General features: G+C 66.0%; 17 protein-coding genes. 5 read left to right on the plus strand and 12 right to left on the minus strand.

Going from position 1 to position 19275, the window contains the following annotated elements:
• Positions 1–14: 14 nt before the first annotated feature.
• Positions 15–947: a DMT family transporter gene (locus tag ACYVHH_RS05825; protein WP_460564163.1), complete on the minus strand. Its 933-nt coding sequence runs from the start codon at positions 945–947 to the stop codon at positions 15–17.
• A 108-nt stretch (positions 948–1055) separates the two neighbouring features.
• Here ACYVHH_RS05825 and ACYVHH_RS05830 point away from each other — a divergent pair, with 108 nt between their 5' ends.
• Positions 1056–2048 (plus strand): quinone oxidoreductase family protein, encoded by a 993-nt coding sequence (locus tag ACYVHH_RS05830; protein WP_460564164.1) that lies wholly within the window; start codon positions 1056–1058, stop codon positions 2046–2048.
• Here the strand turns inward: ACYVHH_RS05830 and ACYVHH_RS05835 are convergent.
• Complete coding sequence (locus ACYVHH_RS05835) at positions 2029–2523, minus strand: hypothetical protein (protein ID WP_460564165.1); 495 nt, start codon at positions 2521–2523, stop codon at positions 2029–2031. The two genes, ACYVHH_RS05830 and ACYVHH_RS05835, sit on opposite strands and share 20 nt — an antisense overlap.
• A 345-nt stretch (positions 2524–2868) precedes the next feature.
• Here ACYVHH_RS05835 and ACYVHH_RS05840 point away from each other — a divergent pair, with 345 nt between their 5' ends.
• Positions 2869–4509: a methyl-accepting chemotaxis protein gene (locus ACYVHH_RS05840; RefSeq protein WP_460564166.1), complete on the plus strand. Its 1641-nt coding sequence runs from the start codon at positions 2869–2871 to the stop codon at positions 4507–4509.
• A gap of 18 nt (positions 4510–4527) precedes the next feature.
• Here ACYVHH_RS05840 and lspA read toward each other — a convergent pair whose 3' ends face one another.
• The 3 genes from lspA to ACYVHH_RS05855 form a co-directional block, all read right to left on the minus strand.
• A complete protein-coding gene (lspA, locus tag ACYVHH_RS05845; RefSeq protein WP_460564168.1) occupies positions 4528–5037 on the minus strand; it encodes a signal peptidase II in 510 nt (169 codons plus the stop codon).
• A 10-nt stretch (positions 5038–5047) separates the two neighbouring features.
• Entirely contained in the window at positions 5048–7942 is a 2895-nt protein-coding gene (ileS, locus tag ACYVHH_RS05850; protein WP_460564169.1) for an isoleucine--tRNA ligase, read from the minus strand.
• Positions 7943–8065: 123 nt separating this feature from the next.
• Positions 8066–9163, minus strand: coding sequence for a bifunctional riboflavin kinase/FAD synthetase (locus tag ACYVHH_RS05855; protein ID WP_460564171.1), 1098 nt, complete (start codon positions 9161–9163; stop codon positions 8066–8068).
• A gap of 164 nt (positions 9164–9327) precedes the next feature.
• Here ACYVHH_RS05855 and ACYVHH_RS05860 point away from each other — a divergent pair, with 164 nt between their 5' ends.
• Entirely contained in the window at positions 9328–9885 is a 558-nt protein-coding gene (locus ACYVHH_RS05860) for an HNH endonuclease (protein WP_460564172.1), read from the plus strand.
• A gap of 106 nt (positions 9886–9991) precedes the next feature.
• Entirely contained in the window at positions 9992–12145 is a 2154-nt protein-coding gene (locus ACYVHH_RS05865; protein WP_460564173.1) for a hypothetical protein, read from the plus strand.
• 50 nt (positions 12146–12195) lie between these two features.
• Here the strand turns inward: ACYVHH_RS05865 and ACYVHH_RS05870 are convergent, their stop codons facing one another.
• The 4 genes from ACYVHH_RS05870 to ACYVHH_RS05885 form a co-directional block, all read right to left on the minus strand.
• A complete protein-coding gene (locus ACYVHH_RS05870) occupies positions 12196–12495 on the minus strand; it encodes a hypothetical protein (protein ID WP_460564174.1) in 300 nt (99 codons plus the stop codon).
• Positions 12496–12616: 121 nt separating this feature from the next.
• Positions 12617–13498, minus strand: coding sequence for a dienelactone hydrolase family protein (locus ACYVHH_RS05875; protein ID WP_460564175.1), 882 nt, complete (start codon positions 13496–13498; stop codon positions 12617–12619).
• 16 nt (positions 13499–13514) lie between these two features.
• Entirely contained in the window at positions 13515–14630 is a 1116-nt protein-coding gene (locus ACYVHH_RS05880; protein ID WP_460564176.1) for an acyl-CoA dehydrogenase family protein, read from the minus strand.
• 10 nt (positions 14631–14640) lie between these two features.
• On the minus strand, positions 14641–15822 hold the full coding sequence (locus tag ACYVHH_RS05885; protein ID WP_460564177.1) for an acyl-CoA dehydrogenase family protein: 1182 nt from the start codon (positions 15820–15822) through the stop codon (positions 14641–14643).
• 83 nt (positions 15823–15905) lie between these two features.
• On the opposite strand from ACYVHH_RS05885, the gene purN reads away from it, so the two are divergent.
• The gene (gene purN, locus ACYVHH_RS05890) at positions 15906–16514 is read left to right on the plus strand and encodes a phosphoribosylglycinamide formyltransferase (RefSeq protein ID WP_460564178.1); all 609 of its coding nucleotides are present in this window, start codon (positions 15906–15908) and stop codon (positions 16512–16514) included.
• Positions 16515–16531: 17 nt separating this feature from the next.
• Here purN and ACYVHH_RS05895 read toward each other — a convergent pair whose 3' ends face one another.
• The 3 genes from ACYVHH_RS05895 to ACYVHH_RS05905 are packed head-to-tail and all read right to left on the minus strand — an operon-like array spanning position 16532 to position 19203.
• On the minus strand, positions 16532–17113 hold the full coding sequence (locus ACYVHH_RS05895; RefSeq protein WP_460564179.1) for a YqaA family protein: 582 nt from the start codon (positions 17111–17113) through the stop codon (positions 16532–16534).
• Between the two features lie 6 nt (positions 17114–17119).
• Positions 17120–18739 (minus strand): peptide chain release factor 3, encoded by a 1620-nt coding sequence (locus ACYVHH_RS05900; protein ID WP_460564180.1) that lies wholly within the window; start codon positions 18737–18739, stop codon positions 17120–17122.
• Between the two features lie 56 nt (positions 18740–18795).
• On the minus strand, positions 18796–19203 hold the full coding sequence (locus ACYVHH_RS05905; RefSeq protein ID WP_460564181.1) for a hypothetical protein: 408 nt from the start codon (positions 19201–19203) through the stop codon (positions 18796–18798).
• Between the last annotated feature and the right edge of the window lie 72 nt (positions 19204–19275).

Raw genomic sequence — 19275 nt, forward strand, 5'->3', positions numbered from 1 at the left:
TGCGGGCAGGGGTGTCAGCGCCGCAGCGACGACACCACGATGCCCGCAACGATGAGTGCGAAGGCTACCCCGTGGTACATCCGGGGTGGCTCGCCCAGGAACGCGGCCGACATGGTGGCGGCGAACAGCGGCGTGAGGTTGTTGAAGAAGCTGGCCACCGTGGGCCCTGCGCGCTGCACGCCAATGCCCCAGCAACGGTAGGCCGCCAGCGAAGGGCCCAGGGCCACGAACACCAGCACGGCCGCCAGTGCCCAGCTCCAGTGAATAAATGGCTCGGGCGCGCCAGTGGCCCCCAGCCAGACCCATTCCCCGGCTGTCAGCGCCGACGCCCACGCCAGGCCCATCACCACCTGCGCCAGCAGGAACGCCGCCCAGTCGTTGCGTATCTCGGCGGATTCGTCACGCCGCGTGAGCAGCCAGCTGTAGCAGGCCCAGACCAGAGAAGCCACCAGCATCCAGGCGTCGCCCGGGACCAGCTGCAGCGACATCAGACGCTCCAGGTGACCCTGGGTGAGCACCACCGTCACCCCCGACAGCGACAACGCCGCCCCCAGCAGGGCCTGCCGCCGTATGGGCGCATGGAAGAACAGCCGGCCCACCAGCAGCATCCACACCGGCATGCTTGAAGCCACCAGCGTCACGTTGGTGGGGGTGGACGTCTTGAGCGCCAGGTACTGCAGCATGTTGTAGCCCGCGATGGCCAGCAGGCCCAGCAGGGCGAAGCGCCGCCATTCGCGCCACAGCGGACTGCCCCGGCGCAGCACCCACGCCGCCAGCGGCAGCAGCATGGCAAAGGCCAGCACCCAGCGCAGGAAGTTGAACGTGACAGGGGGAATCCAGGGCGCGGCCAGACGCCCCACCACCGCGTTGCCCGCCCACATCAGTGGCGGAACAACGAGCAGCAGGGCCGTGGCGGCGTCCAGGCGTTGGGTGGGTGTGGAAGACATGCCCCGCACTGTATCAAGCGCCGCAGGGGCATTGACCCCATGGGGACACCTTCGCGTCACCTGCGTGGCACCATTGCAGTGTTCCAATTTCTGCAGGAGACCCCATTCATGAGCATCACCAGCCGCGCCGTGCGCATAGAGCAGCCTGGCGGCCCCGAACAAATGAAACTTGTCGAGGTGACCGTGGGCGACCCCGGCCCGGGGGAGGTGCGCATCCGCCACCATGCCATCGGCCTGAACTTCATCGACGTCTACCAGCGGACCGGCCTGTACACCTTGCCCCTGCCCCTGCAACTGGGCATGGAGGGCGCTGGCATAGTGGAGGCGGTGGGCGAGGGTGTGACGCACCTGCAGCCCGGTGACCGCGCGGCCTACGCCAGCCAGCCCCCGGGCAGCTACTGCGATGTGCGCGTGATGCCCGCGATGAACGTCTGCCGCCTGCCCGACAACATTTCTTTCGAGCAGGGTGCGGCCATGATGCTCAAGGGCCTCACGGCGCAATACCTGCTGAAGCGTTGCCCGCCTGCAGAAGGTTTGCACCCGGGCGATTTCGTGCTGTTCCACGCTGCAGCTGGAGGGGTGGGGCTGATCGCCTGCCAGTGGGCCAAGGCGCTGGGCCTGCAGCTCATCGGCACGGCAGGCTCTGACGCCAAGTGCGAGCTGGCGCGAGCCAACGGCGCGGCCCACGTCATCAACTACAACACCGAAGACTTTCTGCCACGCGTGAAAGAAATCACGGGCGGCAAGGGTGTGAAGGTGGTGTACGACTCGGTGGGCAAGGACACCTGGGACAAGTCGCTCGACTGCCTGTCGCCCTTCGGTCTGATGGTGGCGTTCGGCAACGCCTCAGGCCCGGTGCCGCCGTTTGCGCCTGCCATTCTGGCGGCCAAGGGCTCGATTTACGTGACGCGCCAGACGATCTTCTCCCACATCACCAGCCGTGAGCGCACGCAATCCATGGCTGACGACCTCTTCGCGGTGGTGGGCAGTGGGCAGGTCAAGATCCACGTGGAGCAGCGCTATCCGCTGGAGCAGGTGCAGCAGGCCCACCGCGACCTGGAAGCCCGCAAGACCACGGGCTCTACCGTGCTGCTGCCCTGACCGGCACGCCGCTCTCGCACCAGTAACGCAACTCGTAGCCGCGCAGGGGTTCCTGCACGGCCTGCAGGCCTGTGAAGCCGTGCGCGGCATCGGCGGGTCGCACCTGCGCGCTGCGGTAGCTGGCCTGGTGCAGCAGGACCGGTTCGCCCCCCAGCACGGCGTAGGTGCTCACACGCACCACGGGTTCTTCAAACGGCAGGGCCTTGTTCACCACCTTGAACACGAACGACGACCCCTGCAGTTGCGGTTCCACGTCCTCGGCCTGTGTGACGGGAGGGACCGTCAGCATGCGCGTGGCACCCGCGTACGACAGGTGGCAATGAATGTGGTCTGCCTTCACCTGTGTGGTCAGGAGCAAAGCGGTCATCGCCGCTGCCGCCCGCCGGAAACTGACCGCCCAGCGCACATGGCTTTTCATCATGTGGCGGACGGTGGGACCATGGCGGCCTGACGGCACGATTTGATGGTTCGACATGCAGAAGAAGGCGTTCCGAGGGGTGTACGGGGCGGTCGCCCCTCTGTTTTGCCAATTTTAGCGGTTGCAATGGGTGTGATGCTTGCGCTGGCGGCGCGAGCGTTCCGCGCCGTTGGCGCAGATACACCCCCAGTCTATTCTGAACGCCAGATTAATTTCGATGGCATGCATCATATTTTTTCGTTCATATATCATAAAAGTTGAAAATGATTTCCGTTTAAGTGTGACTGAAATCACTGAAACGCTTTTGTGAGGCCTCGATACATATAATCAATCGACAATGTGTGAAATGTGATTTATGGCGATAAGCCAACCATTGTCGTTGTGGAGCCCTGAGGAGTCATCATGCGTTTGAACTTGCCGGTCACCAGCCGCGAATACCCGTTTCCCAAGGGGAGGACACTCGTGTCCACCACGGACAGCAAGGGGCGCATCCTCTACTGCAATCCCATGTTCATCGAGGTCAGCGGCTATACGAGGGAAGAGCTGCTGGGCCAGCCCCACAACCTCATTCGCCACCCCGACATGCCCGAGGAGGCGTTCCGTGACCTGTGGGACACCATCGCTTCTGGCCGCCCATGGTCCGGGCTGGTGAAGAACCGGCGCAAGAATGGCGACCATTACTGGGTGATGGCCAACGTCACGCCGCTGATGCATGACGGTGTGCCTGCGGGCTACATGTCTGTGCGCACCGAAGCCAGCCAGGCGCAGATACAGGCGGCCGAGTCGCTGTATGCCCGCATGCGTGCCGAGGAAACTTCTGGCCACCTCGTTCACCGGCTGAAGGCCGGACGGGTGGTCAGGGCCACCTGGTGGGGCCGTCTGCGCGAACGCATGCGCCTGGGGCTGGAATGGCGCCTTCTGCTCGTGCTCGCAACGACGGGCCTTCTGGGGTATGCCATCTCCCTGGTGGACCACGACCCGTCTTTTGTCCGTCAGGCGCTGGCTGGCGGCATGATCGTCTGCGGGATCGCGGCCGCATGGCGGTACCTGTCGTACCTGATGTTGCGTCCGGTCGGCCAGCTGGTGGCGGCAGCCAACCGCATGGCGGGCGCCGACATGACCCAGCCTGTGGAGAAAACCCGTGACGACGACTTTGGCCAGATGCAGCAGGCCATGGCGCAGCTGAACGTGAACCTGATGTCCGTGGTGCGTGACGCCCGCCAGCAGAGCCAAGAGATGGCGCGGGCCACGACGGAGATCGCCCAGGGCAACCTGGACCTGTCACAGCGCACCGAGGCCCAGGCCAGCAGCCTGGAGCAGACGGCGGCTTCGCTCACACAGATCACCGAAACCGTGCGCCAGACCGTCGACTCCACCCGCCAGGCCAATGCCATGGCCACGGCCGTCAACGAGACCGTGCAGCGGGGCAGCGAGGCGGTGGAGGCGCTGGGTGGCACCATGCGTGAAATCCAGGCGTCTTCCGCGCGCATCGGCGACATCACCCAGGTCATCGACGGCATTGCCTTCCAGACCAACATCCTGGCGCTGAATGCCGCAGTGGAGGCCGCGCGCGCCGGAGACCAGGGCCGCGGGTTTGCCGTGGTTGCTTCAGAGGTGCGTTCCCTGGCCCAACGTGTGTCTCTGGCTGCCCGAGAAATCAAGGACCTCATCGACGAGTCAACCAGCAAGGTCAATGACGGAGAAGCCAGGACACAGGCCGTTCAAAGCGTGATGGGCCAGACGGTGGATGGCGTGCGCAAGGTCAACGATATCGTCACCGAGATCAGTCACGCGGCCGAGGAGCAGCTTGCCGGTTTGTCGCAGATCAACGCGGCGGTTTCGCAGATGGATGGCATCACCCAGCAGAACGCCGCGCTGGTGGAGCAGCTGGCCAACGCAGCCTCATCCCTGGAGGGGATGGCGCGCAACGTGACCGAGACGGTGCAGGTGTTCCGGCTGGAAAGCGCCCAGCATGCGCCCTTGCTCCCCGACGCCGTGGCATTGAGGGCGGCCAACAAGCGTAGCCTGCAGCTGGCGGCCTGAGACACCGCCGGGCTGTGTTCAGCCCGTGCGCCGCACGCGCAGCAGTTCGTCCAGGATCAGGCCGATGGCGCCAGCGGTGATGGCCGCGTCTGCGATGTTGAAGGCGGGGAAGTGCCCGCCATGGAACACCGGAGAAAGGAAGCGCCAGTGGAAGTCCAGCATGTCCACCACGTAGCCGTGCAGCAGGCGGTCAACCACGTTGCCCACGGCACCGCCCAGCAGGCAGCTCAGCGAGAAGGCGAAAAGCTTCTGCCCATGGTGCGAGCGCAGCATCCACACGATGAAGGCGGCTGTGCCCAACCCAACCACCGTGAAGAACCAGCGTTGCCAGCCCCCCGCGTTGGCCAGGAAGGAAAACGCCGCGCCCGTGTTGTGCACGCGCACGATGTTGAAGAACGACGTGACGTAGGTGGCCTCACCCGGGCGGTAGTAACCCAGGATCAGCACCTTGGTGAACTGGTCTGCCAGCAGGATCAGGAAAGCCAGGCCCAGCCAGGTGAGCATGCCTTTGGAGGATGCCTTGCCCATGCGCCCGCCTTCAGGCCACGGTGCGGGCTTCACCCGCGCCGTACAGGTTGCTGGTGCAGCGGCCGCACAGGTCGGGGTGGGCGGCGTCGTGGCCCACGTCGTCGCGGTAGTGCCAGCAGCGGCCGCACTTGGCGGCGCCAGATGGGGTCACCTCCACCGCGAGGTCGGCACCCTGTTGCAGCGTGATGGCCGAGACGATGAATACAAACTTCAGGTCGTCGCCCAGGCTCTGCAGCAGCGCGAAGTCTTCCGCACCGACCGTCAACGTCACATTGGCCTGCAGGGACGAGCCCACGTTGCCCGCGGCACGCACGTCCTCGATGGCCTTGTTCACTGTGGCGCGCAGTTCCAGCACGCGGCTCCATTTGGCCAGCAGCGCCTCGTTGGGCGTGCCCAAGGGCAGGTAGGTTTCGGTGAAGATGGACGGGGTGTTGCCCGCCAGCGCCCACGCTTCCTCTGCGGTGAAGCTCAGGAAGGGCGCCATCCAGCGCAGCATGGCGTGGGTGATCTGGTGCAGCGCGGTTTGCGCACTGCGGCGCGCCAGACTCTTGGGTGCCGTGGTGTAGAGGCGGTCCTTCAGCACGTCCAGGTAGAAGGCGCCCAGATCCTCGGAGCAGTACACCTGCAGCTTGGCCACCACAGGGTGGAATTCGTACACGTGGTAGTGGGCCAGCACGTCGGCCTGGAACTGCGCCGCGCGGCTCAGGGCGTAGCGGTCGATCTCCAGCATCTGTTCCACGGGTACGGCGTCCTGTGCCGGGTTGAAGTCGCTGATGTTGGCCAGCAGGAAGCGCAGCGTGTTGCGGATGCGGCGGTAGGCGTCCACCACGCGGGCCAGGATCTTGTCGTCGATGCCCAGATCGCCGGAATAGTCGGTGGCGGCCACCCACAGGCGGATGATCTCGGCGCCCATCTTGGAGCTGACCTGCTGCGGTGCCACCACGTTGCCCACGCTCTTGCTCATCTTGCGGCCCTGGCCGTCCACAGTGAAGCCGTGGGTCAGCAAGCCCTTGTAGGGCGCGCGGTCGTACATGGCGCAGGCGGTGAGCAGCGAGCTGTGGAACCAGCCGCGGTGCTGGTCATGGCCTTCCAGGTACAGGTCGGCCTCGGGGCCGCTGTCGTGGCCGCTGCCGGCGTGGCTGCCCTTGAGCACGGTGGTGTGCGTGGTACCCGAGTCGAACCACACCTCCAGAATGTCGGTGCTCTTGCTGTAGGCGGCCGGGTCGGTGGCATCGCCAATGCGCGCGAGGATGTCCGCCACGCTCAGCTTGCTCCAGGCCTCGATGCCGCCAGCCTCCACCACCTCGGCGGCCAGGTCGATGATCTCGGGCGTGCGCGGGTGCGGCTCACCGCTGTCCACGTGCAGCAGGAAGGGCAGGGGCACCCCCCAGCTGCGCTGGCGGCTGATGCACCAGTCGGGCCGGTTGGCGATCATGTCGCGCAGGCGGGCACGGCCGTTTTCCGGGTAGAAGCTGGTGTGCTCGATCGCCTCCAGGGCCAGCTGGCGCAGCGTCTTGGCGGCCTTGTCCTTGGTGAAGATGCCCTCGCCCTCGTCCATGCGCACGAACCATTGCGCAGCGGCGCGGTAGATCACCGGCGTCTTGTGGCGCCAGCAGTGCGGGTAGCTGTGGGTGATGGTCTCGGTGGCGAACAGGCGGTCGTGGTCGCGCAGCGTGTCGATGACGACGGGTGCCGCCTTCCAGATGTTCATGCCGCCGAACAGGGGCAGCGCATCGTCGTACTGGCCGTTGCCCTGCACGGGGTTGAGGATGTCGTCGTACTTCAGCCCATGCGCCACGCAGGAGTTGAAGTCGTCCACGCCGTAGGCGGGCGAGGAGTGCACGATACCCGTGCCGTCGTCGGCGGTGGCGTAGTCGGCCAGGTAGATGGGGCTCAGGCGGTCGTAACCCGGGTGCACGTGCGCCAGCGGGTGCTTGAAGTGGATCATCTCCAGCGCCCGGCCTTGGGCAGTAGCCAGCACGGTGCCTTCCAGCTGGTAGCGTTCCAGGCACTTTTCCACCAGCGATTCGGCCAGCACCAGAAGGCCGCGCGGGGTGTCGACCAGCGCGTAGGTCAGCTCGGGGTTGAGGTTGAGCGCCTGGTTGGCGGGGATGGTCCAGGCCGTGGTGGTCCAGATCACCACGAACATCGGCTTGTCTTGCAGGCCAGCCGTGTCGGCGTGCGGCAGGCCGCTCTGGCCGAAGAAGGCCTGCAGCAGCTTGGCCGGTTCGGCGCAGGGGAAGCCCACGTCCAGCGTCTGGCTCTTCTTGTCCTGGTATTCGATCTCGAACTCGGCCAGCGAGGAGCCGCAGTCGAAGCACCAGTACACGGGCTTCAAGCCACGGTACACGAAGCCGCGTTCCATCACGCGCTTGAAGGCGCGGATTTCATTGGCTTCGGTGGCAAAGGCCATGGTTTTGTAGGGGTTGTCCCACTGGCCCAGCACGCCCAGCCGCTTGAAGTCGGCCATCTGCTGGCCGATCTGCTCGGTGGCGAAGGCGCGGCTCTTGGCCTGCATCTCGTCGCGCTGCAGGCCCCGGCCATGCAGCTTCTCGATGGCGTTTTCGATCGGCAGGCCGTGGCAGTCCCAGCCCGGGATGTATTGCGCATCGAAGCCAGCCAGCTGGCGCGCCTTGACGATCATGTCCTTGAGCACCTTGTTGACGGCGTGGCCGATGTGGATCTGGCCGTTGGCGTAGGGCGGGCCGTCGTGCAGGATGAACTTGGGCGCGCCCACGCGGGCGTCGCGCAGGCGGCGGTAGATGCCTTGCTCTTCCCATTGCTTCACCCAGTCTGGCTCGCGCTGGGGCAGGTTGCCGCGCATGGGAAAGGGGGTGTCGGGCAGGTTCAGCGTCTTGCTGTGGTCGGTGCCGGACTGGGGGGCGTTGGCTTTGGCGTCGGACATGGCTTGTGTCTCGGAATTTCTGACAGGCTCGGCCCGCGCAGGCGCAGGAAACCGGGTGAGGGGGCCACGCACCCCGAGCCTGTCCAGGGGCGTGCGGCAACAGCCGGGCGGCTGGGGCGGGCTTTAAATTCGGTCGCGCGTGGTCTGGCGGCGCACCGACGCGTGGGGGGTGGCGTTCGCCGAGAACCAGGCGCGTGCGTCATCGCAGTCCTTGGCAATGCCCCTCGTCAGGGCATCCAGACTGTCGTACCTGAGTTCGTCGTGCAGTTTGTGCAGCAGTTCCACACGGATGATTTTACCGTAGGCCTCTCCGGGAGACGGTGCGTGGGCCAGGGCGCGCCGCACGCGTTCGGGCCACTCCAGGCAGTGGGTTTCCAGCAGAACGCGCCCGCCGTTGACGTCGTCGGGGTCGAGCGAGGGCCGTATTCCCAGGTTGGCCACGCCGGGCAGGGGGGCGGCGTCGGGGTCGTCGTCCAGCCCGTGCACCTGCACCACGAAGATGCCGCTGGCCGCAGGTTTCCAGTGGGCAAAGCGCAGGTTCAGCGTGCGAAAGCCGTTGCCCGCGCCTGCCGCAGTGGCGCCCAGTTCGCGGCCCAGCTTGCGGCCATGCACCACGTGTCCGCTGACGCTGTAGGGGCGGCCGAGCAGCGCGGCCACGTCGTCCATGCGCCCTTCGGCCAGTGCGTCGCGCACGGCAGAACTGGACACGCGCAGCCCATGCACTTCGTAGCTCATCATGCGCGCCACGTCAAAGCCGTGGGTGGTGCCTGCGGCGTCGAGCATGGCGTAGTCGCCCTGGCGCTGCGCGCCGAAGCGGAAGTCGTCGCCCACCAGCACATAGCGCACACCCAGGGCGCGAACCAGCACGTCGTCAATGAAACTCTGCGCGGGCAGGCTGGCCAGCTGTTCGTTGAATGGCAGGATGACGCACTGATCCACACCGCAGCGGCGCAGTTCGTTCAGCTTGTCGCGCAGGGTGGCAATGCGCGCAGGTGCCAATTCGGGCTTGTGAAACTTCTGGGCAAAGAAGTCGCGCGGGTGGGGCTCGAAGGTCAGCGCGCAACTGGGCACGCCGCGGTGGCGCGCCTCGTTGATCAGCAGGGCCAGCATGGCCTGGTGGCCGCGGTGCACGCCGTCGAAATTGCCTATGGTCAGGGCGCAGCCCGTGTCCCGTGCGCTGGCGTGGCGCAGCAGGTTGTTCAGGCCTTGGATGATTTTCATGCGACGGTCAGGGGATTTCAGAAGTTTTGCCGGAAAACCGATACAAAAGCGCGCTATATTGACACAAGTTCATGCATCCGCCCGGTCGCAGCGCTGCGTTGCGCCGGGCAGGACGAATTCCTGTGGTTCGGTGCCCCCAGGGGCGTTACGCGCGGAGGTCGGTCTTGAAGGTGTTGAAGCTGTCGGCGCAGGGTCTGCCGCAATCGTGGATCAGCCTGGAAGAGGCTGTGCTTCACTACGCGGCCGACGAGGTGCGCTGGGAAATGGGCCAGCGGGTCGCTGTGTTCCGTGGCGGGCACAACGCCGTCACGGGCCTGCAGTCGGTGATCGAGGTCAACTCCATCATCGGAACCCGTGGCGTGCCTGCCATCAACCCCTTCGACCTGAAGCCCACGTTGAGCAACGGCAAGCTTTTTGCGCGCGACCGCAACGTCTGCGCCTACTGCGGCGGCCATTTCCATGAAGAGGAGCTCACGCGCGAACACATTGTGCCGCTGGCGCAGAAGGGGCGCGACCAGTGGATGAACGTGGTCACCGCCTGCCGTTCGTGCAACCACCGCAAGGCCAACCGCACACCCGAGCAGGCCCGCATGCCACTGCTCTATGCACCCTACGTGCCCAGTCTCTGGGAGGATTTCATTCTGCGCAACCGCCGCATCCTGGCGGACCAGATGGAATTTCTCATGGCCCACCTGCCCAAGACCTCACGCCTTCACGCCTGATCGTCCTGTCACGGCGGGTTGGGTCTGCTTGAACTGCTAACATCGATCGGGAGGGGCGCCGCACACGCGGTTGGCCGTAGACAGCAACCCACAGAGGAGTACACGCATGGGTGAACCGCACGGCCAGCATCGCTGGCGTTTTTTCCGGTCGGGGGGCTTTGACCAGGTGCGCATCGAAAACGCCCAGGACCTGATCCGGCTGGGTGAGCTGGACCAGAAACTCTGGGCCGTGCTGGCTTGTCCCACCTCGGGGCTCGAATTCGACACGCGCACCCTGCAACTCATCGACACCGACGGTGATGGGCGCATCCGCGTGCCCGAACTGCGCGAGGCTGTGCGCTGGGCTTGCGCCATGCTGAACGACCCGGATGTGCTGTTCCAGCCAGGCGATACCCTGGCGCTTGATGCCATCCACCCCGGTGCCGACGAGGGGCCGCGTTTGCTGGGGGCGGCGCGCCAGGTGCTGGAGCGCCTGGGCAAGCCTGAAGCCGCAGCTCTGGCCGTGAACGATTTCGCCGATCTGGGCCTGATCTTCCCGCCCGCGCAGCCCAACGGCGACGGGATCGTCCCCGCTGAACTGGCACCCGACGAGGCCAGTGCCGCGCTGATCGGCCACGTCATCGCCGCGCAGGGCGCGCTGAAGGACCGCAGCGGCCAGCCCGGTGTGTCGGGCGAGACGCTGGATGCCTTCCTGGCCGCTGCGCAGCAGGTGGTGGACTGGCATGCCCAGGCGGAAACCGGTGTCGGCAGCGTGATGGCCTGGGGTGAGCAGACCCCTGCCGCGCTGGCCGCCTTCGATGCCGTGCAGGACAAGGTGCGGGACTACTTCACACGCTGCAGCCTTGCCGCCTTCGATGGGCGGGCCGAGGCGGCACTCAATCCCGCCGACACCCGTTACGCCGAACTGTCCGCCCTGGCGTTGAGCAATGCCAGCGAGGAAGTGGCCAGCCTGCCGCTGGCCAAGGTGGCCACGGATGGACTTCTGCCGCTGCGCGACGGCATCAACCCCGCCTGGCAGGCGAGGGTGGCCGCCTTGCGTGAGCAGGTCGTCACGCCGGTGCTGGGGGAGCGTGAGCAGCTCACCCAGGCCGAATGGGACGCGCTGGCCGCGCGGTTCGGTGCCTACCGTGAGTGGCTGGCCGCCCGCCCGGCCACCCCGGTGGCCGACGTGCCGGCAGAGACGCTGCGCGACATCCTGAGCGGGGCGGCCCCCGCCACGCTGAAGGCCTTGATCGAGAAGGACCAGACTGCCGAAGCCAGCGCCACGGCCATCGAGGCACTCGAACGCCTGGTGCGCCTGCGCCGGGACCTGATCACGCTCCTGCGCAACTTCGTCAACCTGAGCGACTTCTACGGCCCCGAGCGCCCGGCCATCTTCCAGGCGGGCACGCTCTATATCGACCAGCGCAGCTGCGACCTGTGCCTGCGCGTGGGTGACATGGGCCGCCATGCCGCGCTGGCCCCGCTGTCGGGCACGTATCTTGTCTATTGCCAGTGTGTTCGCCAGGGCGAACCGCCCATCACCATCGTGGCTGCCATGACCGGCGGCGATGCCGACGACATGATGGTGCCGGGCCGCAACGGCGTGTTCTACGACCGCCAGGGCCGCGACTGGAACGCGAGCGTGGTGAAGGTGGTGGAAGCGCCCATCAGCGTGCGGCAGGCCTTCTGGTCGCCCTACAAGCGCATCTCGCGCCTGATCGGCGAGCAGGTCCACAAGTTTGCCGCCTCGCGCGACAAGGACGTGGAAGCCAAGGCAGCTGCCCGCGTGGCCGACGCTGGTGCCAAGGCCGATGCGCCCGCGCCAGCCGCAGACGCCAAACCCGCCCAGGCTTTCGACATCGCCAAGTTCGCCGGTATCTTTGCCGCCATCGGCCTGGCGCTGGGTGCGCTGGGTACAGCGTTGGCGGCGGTGGTCACCGGTTTCCTGCGGTTGCCTGCCTGGCAGATGCCGCTGGTGGTGCTGGGCGTCATGCTGCTCATCTCGGGGCCGTCCATGCTGCTGGCCTGGCTCAAGCTGCGCAAGCGCAACGTGGGTCCGCTGCTCGACGCGAACGGCTGGGCCGTGAACATCCGCGCGCGCATCAACATCCCGTTTGGCGCTTCGCTGACCGGTGTGGCCCAGCTGCCGCAAGGGGCCGAGAGATCACTCGCCGATCCGTACGCGGAGCAGTCCAGCCCCTGGCCGTGGTGGATTCTGCTGGCGCTGTTGATGGGCGGCCTGTACTGGGTCTGGCGGCAAGGTTGGCTGGGGGGCTGAGTCCCCTGTTGCGGGGCCAGCGGTCGCGTGTGCCGCTGGCCGCAGCCTGTTCAGACGGGGTCGCCCAGCAGCTTCGAGAGCGCGGCGATGTTGGCCGGGCTGGGCACCATCGGCTTCATTTCGTCCTCGGCGGCGGTGGCGTTCTCGTGCGCCTGAATGGCATTGACCATGGCGTACTGGTTGTCCCAGGTGATCGTCTTGCCTTGCGGGCACAGGTCGCGCAGGGTGCCGTACCAGTAGTAACCGTCTTCACCGCCAAAGAGCTTGTCGATGCCGCCTGCGTCGCCCGAGGACAGACCGTGGGCGGACAGGATGAGGTTGAGCTTGTGGTGGGAGACGGAATAACGCATGGATTTTCAGGGGGCAGATCAGGAGCGGGCAGAGAACAGCCTCTTGCCGCGAAGGGTCGGCGATTTTACTGAAGTGGCAGAGGCCGCCCCTCGCCGGTTGAGCGAAGGCTCCCAACTGGGTTCAGGGACGTTTGAGGTTCTGCTCGAAAAACCGGATGGCTTCGGTGCGCGATTGCGTTGCCAGCCTCGAATCTGCAAACATCCTCACTTGTGCCCCCTTGCCTTTGCGTGCCGTAGGGTCGTACACCGTGCGAGAGGTGCCGCCCGGAACGTCCCAGCCGTGGGTGGCACCGGGGTAGACCGTTACCGCCACTGTGCCTTTGGACGCATCGGCTACCCCCTTGCCAAACTCTGGGCAGTCCTGCGGATCGCCGTAGTCGTCAAGCTCGCCGATCGCAATCCACACAGGGGCGCCAGTGAATGCCGCGTAGGTGTCTTGGGTGGCAGGATCGGTTGATGTCAGCAGGCTGTTGTGAAACCAGCACACGGGGTAGAACGCAACGTGAGCGGCAAAGCCGAGATCCTTCAGGTCGTTCGAAAAAGCGCCGCGCACCTTGGCAGACGACATGCGCAGCGCCATGTTCCCACCCCAGGAAAAACCCATCACGCCAATACTGTTGGGGTCGATATCCGGCCTGCTCGCCAGGTACTTCAATGCGCCATAGGCGTGGCTCAAGGTCACGGTGTGGCCTTGCCGGGGGCGTTGGTCCCGGTCGAACATGTACACCTCAAGGGTGGCAAAACCCGCCTGGTTCAATCCGGCTGCATGGTAGGCCCCGCGGCCATCGACACCGCCGCTGCCGTGCAGCAAGACCACCGCCGGTACCCGTTGCCCTGCAGGCGTGCTGGGCAGCGACAGCGTCGCCTTGACAGAGCTGGTGGCCGGAAACTCGCTCGCGTTGGCCGTCGCACCGGCAAACTGAACCGATTCCGTGCGCGACTGCGCGGCAGTCACACCCGTCAGAAGGCATGCGGTCAGGGCGAAGAGGCGAAGAGCGTGCATGTCGGAGACCTCCAAATCAGGCAAATACGCCAGCGGTGTCCTGCATTCTGGCCGAAACTTCGGCCAGGTGGTGCAAGGTGTCGCCCCAGGTCATCTCCAGTTGGGTGAGTTTCTTGAAGCAGTGGCTGACGATGTATTCGTCCGTGACCCCGATGCCGCCGTGGAGTTGCACCGCCTGCTGCCCAACGAAGCGCATGGACTGCCCCAGCTGCACCTTGGCCCGGGCCAGGGCCTGGCGGCGCTCGCCGGTTGGGGCGTTGAGCTTGAGGCTGGCGTAATAGCTCATGCTGCGGGCCAGTTCCAGCTGCATCTTCATGTCGGCCACACGGTGGCGCAGGGCCTGGAAGCTCGCGATGGGCACGCCGAACTGTTTGCGGGTGTTCAGGTACTCGGCGGTAAGTGCCAGGGTCTTGTCCATCACGCCCACAGCCTCGGCACTGGCGGCGGCAATGCCGATGTCTGCGGCATGCTCCAGCGCGGTCTGCCCATCAAGCGTCACCAGGTGCGCGGGGGCGTCCTGGAGGCTCACCTCGGCAGCCCGGCTGCCATCCTGCGTGACGTAACCGCTGGCCTGGGTTCCCCTGGCGCCGCGTTCCACCAGGAACAGGGCCAGGCCCTGATCGGTTTGCGCGGGCACCAGCCAGGCATCGGCTTGGTCACCAGCGGGCACGATGCTCTTTGTGCCGCTCACGGTCCAGCCGCCCCCTTGGGCCGTGGCCCGCGTCAATCCTGCACCCAGCCGGTGGCGCAGGCCGCGTTCCTGGTGGGCCATCACCACCAGCGCTTCGCCCGCTGCGATGCGGGGCAGCCATTCGGCCTGCAAAGCCGCATCCGCATAGCCGCCCAGCACGCCTGAGGCGATCAGCGTCTGTGCCAGCGGTTCCAGCACCAGGCCGCGGCCCAGTTCCTCCATCGCCACCATGCCCTCCACGGGGCCCATGGACATGCCACCGTGTTCGTCGCTCACGTACAGGCCGCACAGGCCCAGTTCGGCCAGCTCGCCGTAGGCCTTGCGGTCAAAGCCGCCCGCGGCCACGGCGTCGCGGCGGCGCTCGAAGGCGTAAGCCTTGTCGACCCAGCGGCGCACGGCGTCGCGCAGTTGTTCCTGATCTTCGGAAAAGTCGAAATCCATGTCAGTCTCCTCAGCCCAGCACGGTCTGTGCCACGATGTTGCGTTGCACTTCGTTGCTGCCGCCATAGATGGTGGTCTTGCGCATGTTGAAGTAGTTGGCCGCCAGGGGGGCGTTGGCTACCACGCCACCGGGGAAGTCGCCTTGCCAGCCTGCGTCCATGGCCTCAAAGATGAAGGGCAGGCTGAAGGGGCCTGCGGCCAGCATCATCAGTTCGGTGTAGCGCTGCTGGATCTCGCTGCCCTTGATCTTGAGCAGGCCCGCAATGTCCAGCGAGTTCCGGCCCGATTTCTCGGCACTCAGCACACGAAGCACCAGCATCTCCAGCGCCACGATGTCCACTTCCAGCAGCGCGATCTGGTCGCGCAAACGCAGGTCGTCCCACACACCTTCGGTTTTGGCTATGCGCTTGAGCCGCTCCAGCTCGCGCTTGGCGCGGTTCACGTCGGCAATGTTGGTGCGCTCGTGGCTCAGCAGGTGCTTGGCATAGGTCCAGCCCTTGTTCTCCTCGCCGATCAGGTTCTCGGCGGGCACCTCCACGTTGTCGAACCACACCTCGTTGACCTCGTGCTCGCCATCGAGCAGCTTGATCGGACGCACGGTGATGCCCGGGCTCTTCATGTCGATGAGCAGGAAGCTGATGCCCGTCTGCGGCTTGCCTTCGGTGGAGGTGCGCACCAGGCAGAAGATCCAGTCGCCGTACTGGCCCAGCGTGGTCCAGGTCTTCTGGCCGTTGACGATGTATTTGTCACCCACGCGCTCGGCCCGGGTCTTCAGGCTGGCCAGGTCGGAGCCGGAGCCCGGTTCGCTGTAGCCCTGGCTCCACCACACGTCGCCGCTGGCGATGCCGGGCAGGAAGCGTTTGTGCTGTTCGGCGTTGCCAAAGGCCATGATGACGGGTGCCACCATCACTGGCCCGAAAGGCACGATGCGGGGTGCGCCTGCCAGCGCGCATTCTTCTTCGAACAGGTGTTTTTGCACGGCGTTCCAGCCGGGACCGCCGAACTGTTTCGGCCAGCCGTAGCCCAGCCAGCCCTTCTTGCCGAGGATCCTGGCCCAGCCTTGCATGTCGTCGCGGGTCAGGCGCTGGGCCTGGTGCACCTTGTCGGCAATGTGCTGGGGCAGGTTCGCCCTGACCCACGCGCGCACTTCGGCGCGGAAGGCCTGTTCCTCAGGGGTGAATGCGAGATCCATGCTTGTGTCTCCTTTGATCCTGGTTTTTAGCACGGCCGTTCGATTTCGGGTTGTCCGGCCTGTGACATTTACACTCCTGCCCCATGCCTTCCCAGACAGACAAGAACATCGTCATCCTCATATCGGGCACGGGGTCGAACATGGCCGCCATCGTGCATGCCGCACAGCGGCAGCGCTGGGCCGAGCGCCTGGGCGCGCGCGTGGCGGCCGTGGTCAGCAACCGCGCCAGTGCCAAGGGCCTGGATTTTGCCCGCGAGCAAGGCATTGCCGCCGCTGTGTTGGACCACAAGGGCTTTGACTCGCGCGAGGCGTTTGATGCGGAACTGGTGCGTGTCATCGACGGCTTCGACCCCCACGGCCGTCCTGCCCTGGTGGTGCTGGCCGGGTTCATGCGCATTCTCACGCCGGGTTTCGTCGCGCACTACGAGGGGCGGCTGGTCAACATCCACCCGTCGCTGCTGCCTGCGTTCCCAGGTTTGCACACGCACCAGCGCGCCATCGAGGCCGGGTGCCGTTTTGCTGGCGCCACGGTGCACCGTGTCACGGCCGAACTGGACCATGGCGAGTACCTGGACCAGGCCGTGGTGCCGGTGCTGCCGGGGGACACTCCAGAGGCGCTGGCCGCGCGCGTGCTCACGCAGGAGCACATCATCTACCCCCGTGCCGTGGAGCGCCTGCTGGCGCAGGTTTGAGAGGCTGAGCGAAGGCGTCAGCGCAGCGCGTACACCGCCGCGCCCGCAGCCACCAGCGCCACGGTAGCCCAGCCAATGCGGTCGATGTGCTTGTGGAGTTCCGCCTCCATGCGCGCGCCGCCCCAGCGCATGAGCCCCGCCACCAGGAAAAAGCGCGCGCCGCGGCCCACGAAAGACGCCAGTGTGAACGGCAGCAGGGCCATCGACAGCACCCCGGCGGCAATGGTGAACACCTTGTAGGGAATGGGGGAGAACCCCGCGATGAAGACCGCCAGCACCCCCCAGTCGTTGAACCACGCCAGCGCCGTCTGGTAGGGCGCCCAGTACTTGCTCGTCTGCAGCCAGGGTTCGATGGAGGCGAAGGCGAGCATGCCGATCACGTAGCCCAGCAAGCCGCCCAGCACCGACATCAGCGTGGTGAGCCAGGCGAACCGCCAGGCCTTGTGCGGCTGCGCCAGACACATGGGCGCCAGCATCACGTCGGGCGGTATGGGAAAGAACGACGACTCGGCAAAGCTCAGACCGCCCAGGTACCAGGGGGCGTGGCGGTGGCGTGCCCACTGCATGGCACGGGCGTATAGCGGCGCAAACAGCTTCATCGGCGGTCAGACACTCTTGTGGAACACCAGGCCCGCGTGCTCGCGCATGGCGTGGAACTGGATCTTGGGCCAGTTGGCTTCCACCGCACGCAGTGTGGCGTTGTGGTCCACCAGAATGGCGGGCGCGTCCACCGCGTCCCAGGCCATGCGGTGGATGTTGGCGTCGATGAAGCGCTTGAGCTCCGTCTCACCGCCGTTCTCGGGCGGGCAGGTCACCCAGCGCGCCACTTGGTAGGGGCTGTGGGTGATGCGTGCCTTCACGCCGTATTCGGCTTCCAGGCGGTGCTGCACCACTTCGAACTGCAGCTGGCCCACGGCGCCCAGCATCAGGATGGATCCCGCCATCGGGCGGAACACCTGGATGGCGCCTTCCTCACCCAGCTGCGTCAGGCCCGCCTTGAGCTGCTTGCCACGCAGCGGGTCGGCCACCTCGACGCTGCGAATGATCTCAGGTGCGAAGAAGGGCAGGCCGGTGAACTGCAGCTGCTCGCCCTCGGTCAGCGTGTCGCCCAGCTGCAGCACGCCGTGGTTGGGGATGCCGATGATGTCGCCGGCATACGCCTCATCCAGCAATTCGCGCCGCTGGCTCAGGAAGCTCACCACGGTGTTGGGGCGCAGTTCCTTGCCGCTGCGCACCACCTTCAGCTTCATGCCGCGCTCGAAGTGGCCGCTGGCCACCCGCACGAAGGCGATGCGGTCGCGGTGCGCCGGGTCCATGTTGGCCTGGATCTTGAACACCACGCCGCTGAACTTGGGCTCAACGGGTTCCACCACTCGCTGGATGGCGGGTTTGGGGCCGGGGGGCGGGGCCAGGTCCACCAGCGCGTCGAGCACCTCGCGCACGCCAAAGTTGTTGATGGCCGAGCCGAACAACATGGGCGTTTGCTTGCCCGCCAGGAATTCGGCTTCGTCGAAGGCGGGGGAGGCGCCTTCGACCAGTTCCAGTTCGTCCTTGGCCTGTTGCCATTCCAGGCCGAAGCGCCGGGCGGTTTCGGGGTTGTCCTGTCCGGCCAGCACCTCTTCGTCGCCACCGGCGCGGTCTTCACCCGCGGTGAACACGCGCATCTGTTCGCTGCGGCGGTCGTACACACCGTGGAACAGCTTGCCCATGCCCACCGGCCAGGTGAAGGGCACCACCGTCATGCCGAGTTCGCGCTCGATCTCGTCCATCACGTCCAGCGGGGCCTGCACCTCACGGTCCATCTTGTTCACGAATGTGAGGATGGGCGTGTTGCGCGCGCGGCAAACCTGCAGCAGTCGCCGGGTCTGGGGCTCCACGCCGTTGGCCGCGTCGATCACCATGAGCGCCGCGTCCACGGCGGTGAGCACGCGGTAGGTGTCTTCGCTGAAGTCCTGGTGGCCCGGGGTATCCAGCAGGTTGATGACGCAATCGCGGTACTCCATCTGCATCACCGAGCTGGCGACCGAGATGCCGCGCTGCTTTTCAATTTCCATCCAGTCGGACGTGGCGTGGCGCGCGGCCTTGCGCGCCTTCACGGAACCCGCGATGTTGATGGCACCCGAGAACAGCAGCAGCTTCTCGGTGAGGGTGGTTTTACCCGCGTCGGGGTGGGAGATGATGGCGAAGGTGCGGCGGCGGCGCACCTGGTTTTCAATTTCGGACATGGGGCGGGATTATCCCGGACTGGCGCGCCACTGGTGCCGGCGTGGCAGACATTCCGTCAGACGGCCTGGCATGTGAAATGCGCCGTCGAGCGCACGCTCTGCCTGCCCAGCGGGGTGTCCAGCTGCCGCTCTTCTATCAGTGTCAGCTCTTGCGACTGCTTGTCGAACGTGCCGTTGAGCCAGTTGAGCGCGTCTTTGGCGTGGAAGGTCAGCCGGTCGGCGGCCAGGTCGTCGATGCGGGTGGTGTAGGTCTTGGCCAGGGCCTGCCCGCCCCGCAGGTGGAAGTCGATCGTCAAGGGGTAGGTCTTTTGCGTCTGGCTGGCGGCTTTCGGGTCGGCGAAGCTGGCCTGGGTCCTTTCCTCCCCGGTGCAGGCATATTCCTGGTCCCAGCTGCCGTTGACGCTGCAGCCACTCAGTGCACAGCCGGTTGCCAGGGCGAGGAGGGAAGTTCGGATCGGCTTCATGGAAGGGGTGAGGGCTGGGCTTGTGGGTTGCGGGAAGGAAAGGCGGCCATTGTGTTGTCCGATGGCTGAACG

The sequence above is a fragment of the Hydrogenophaga aquatica genome, assembly GCF_054780915.1.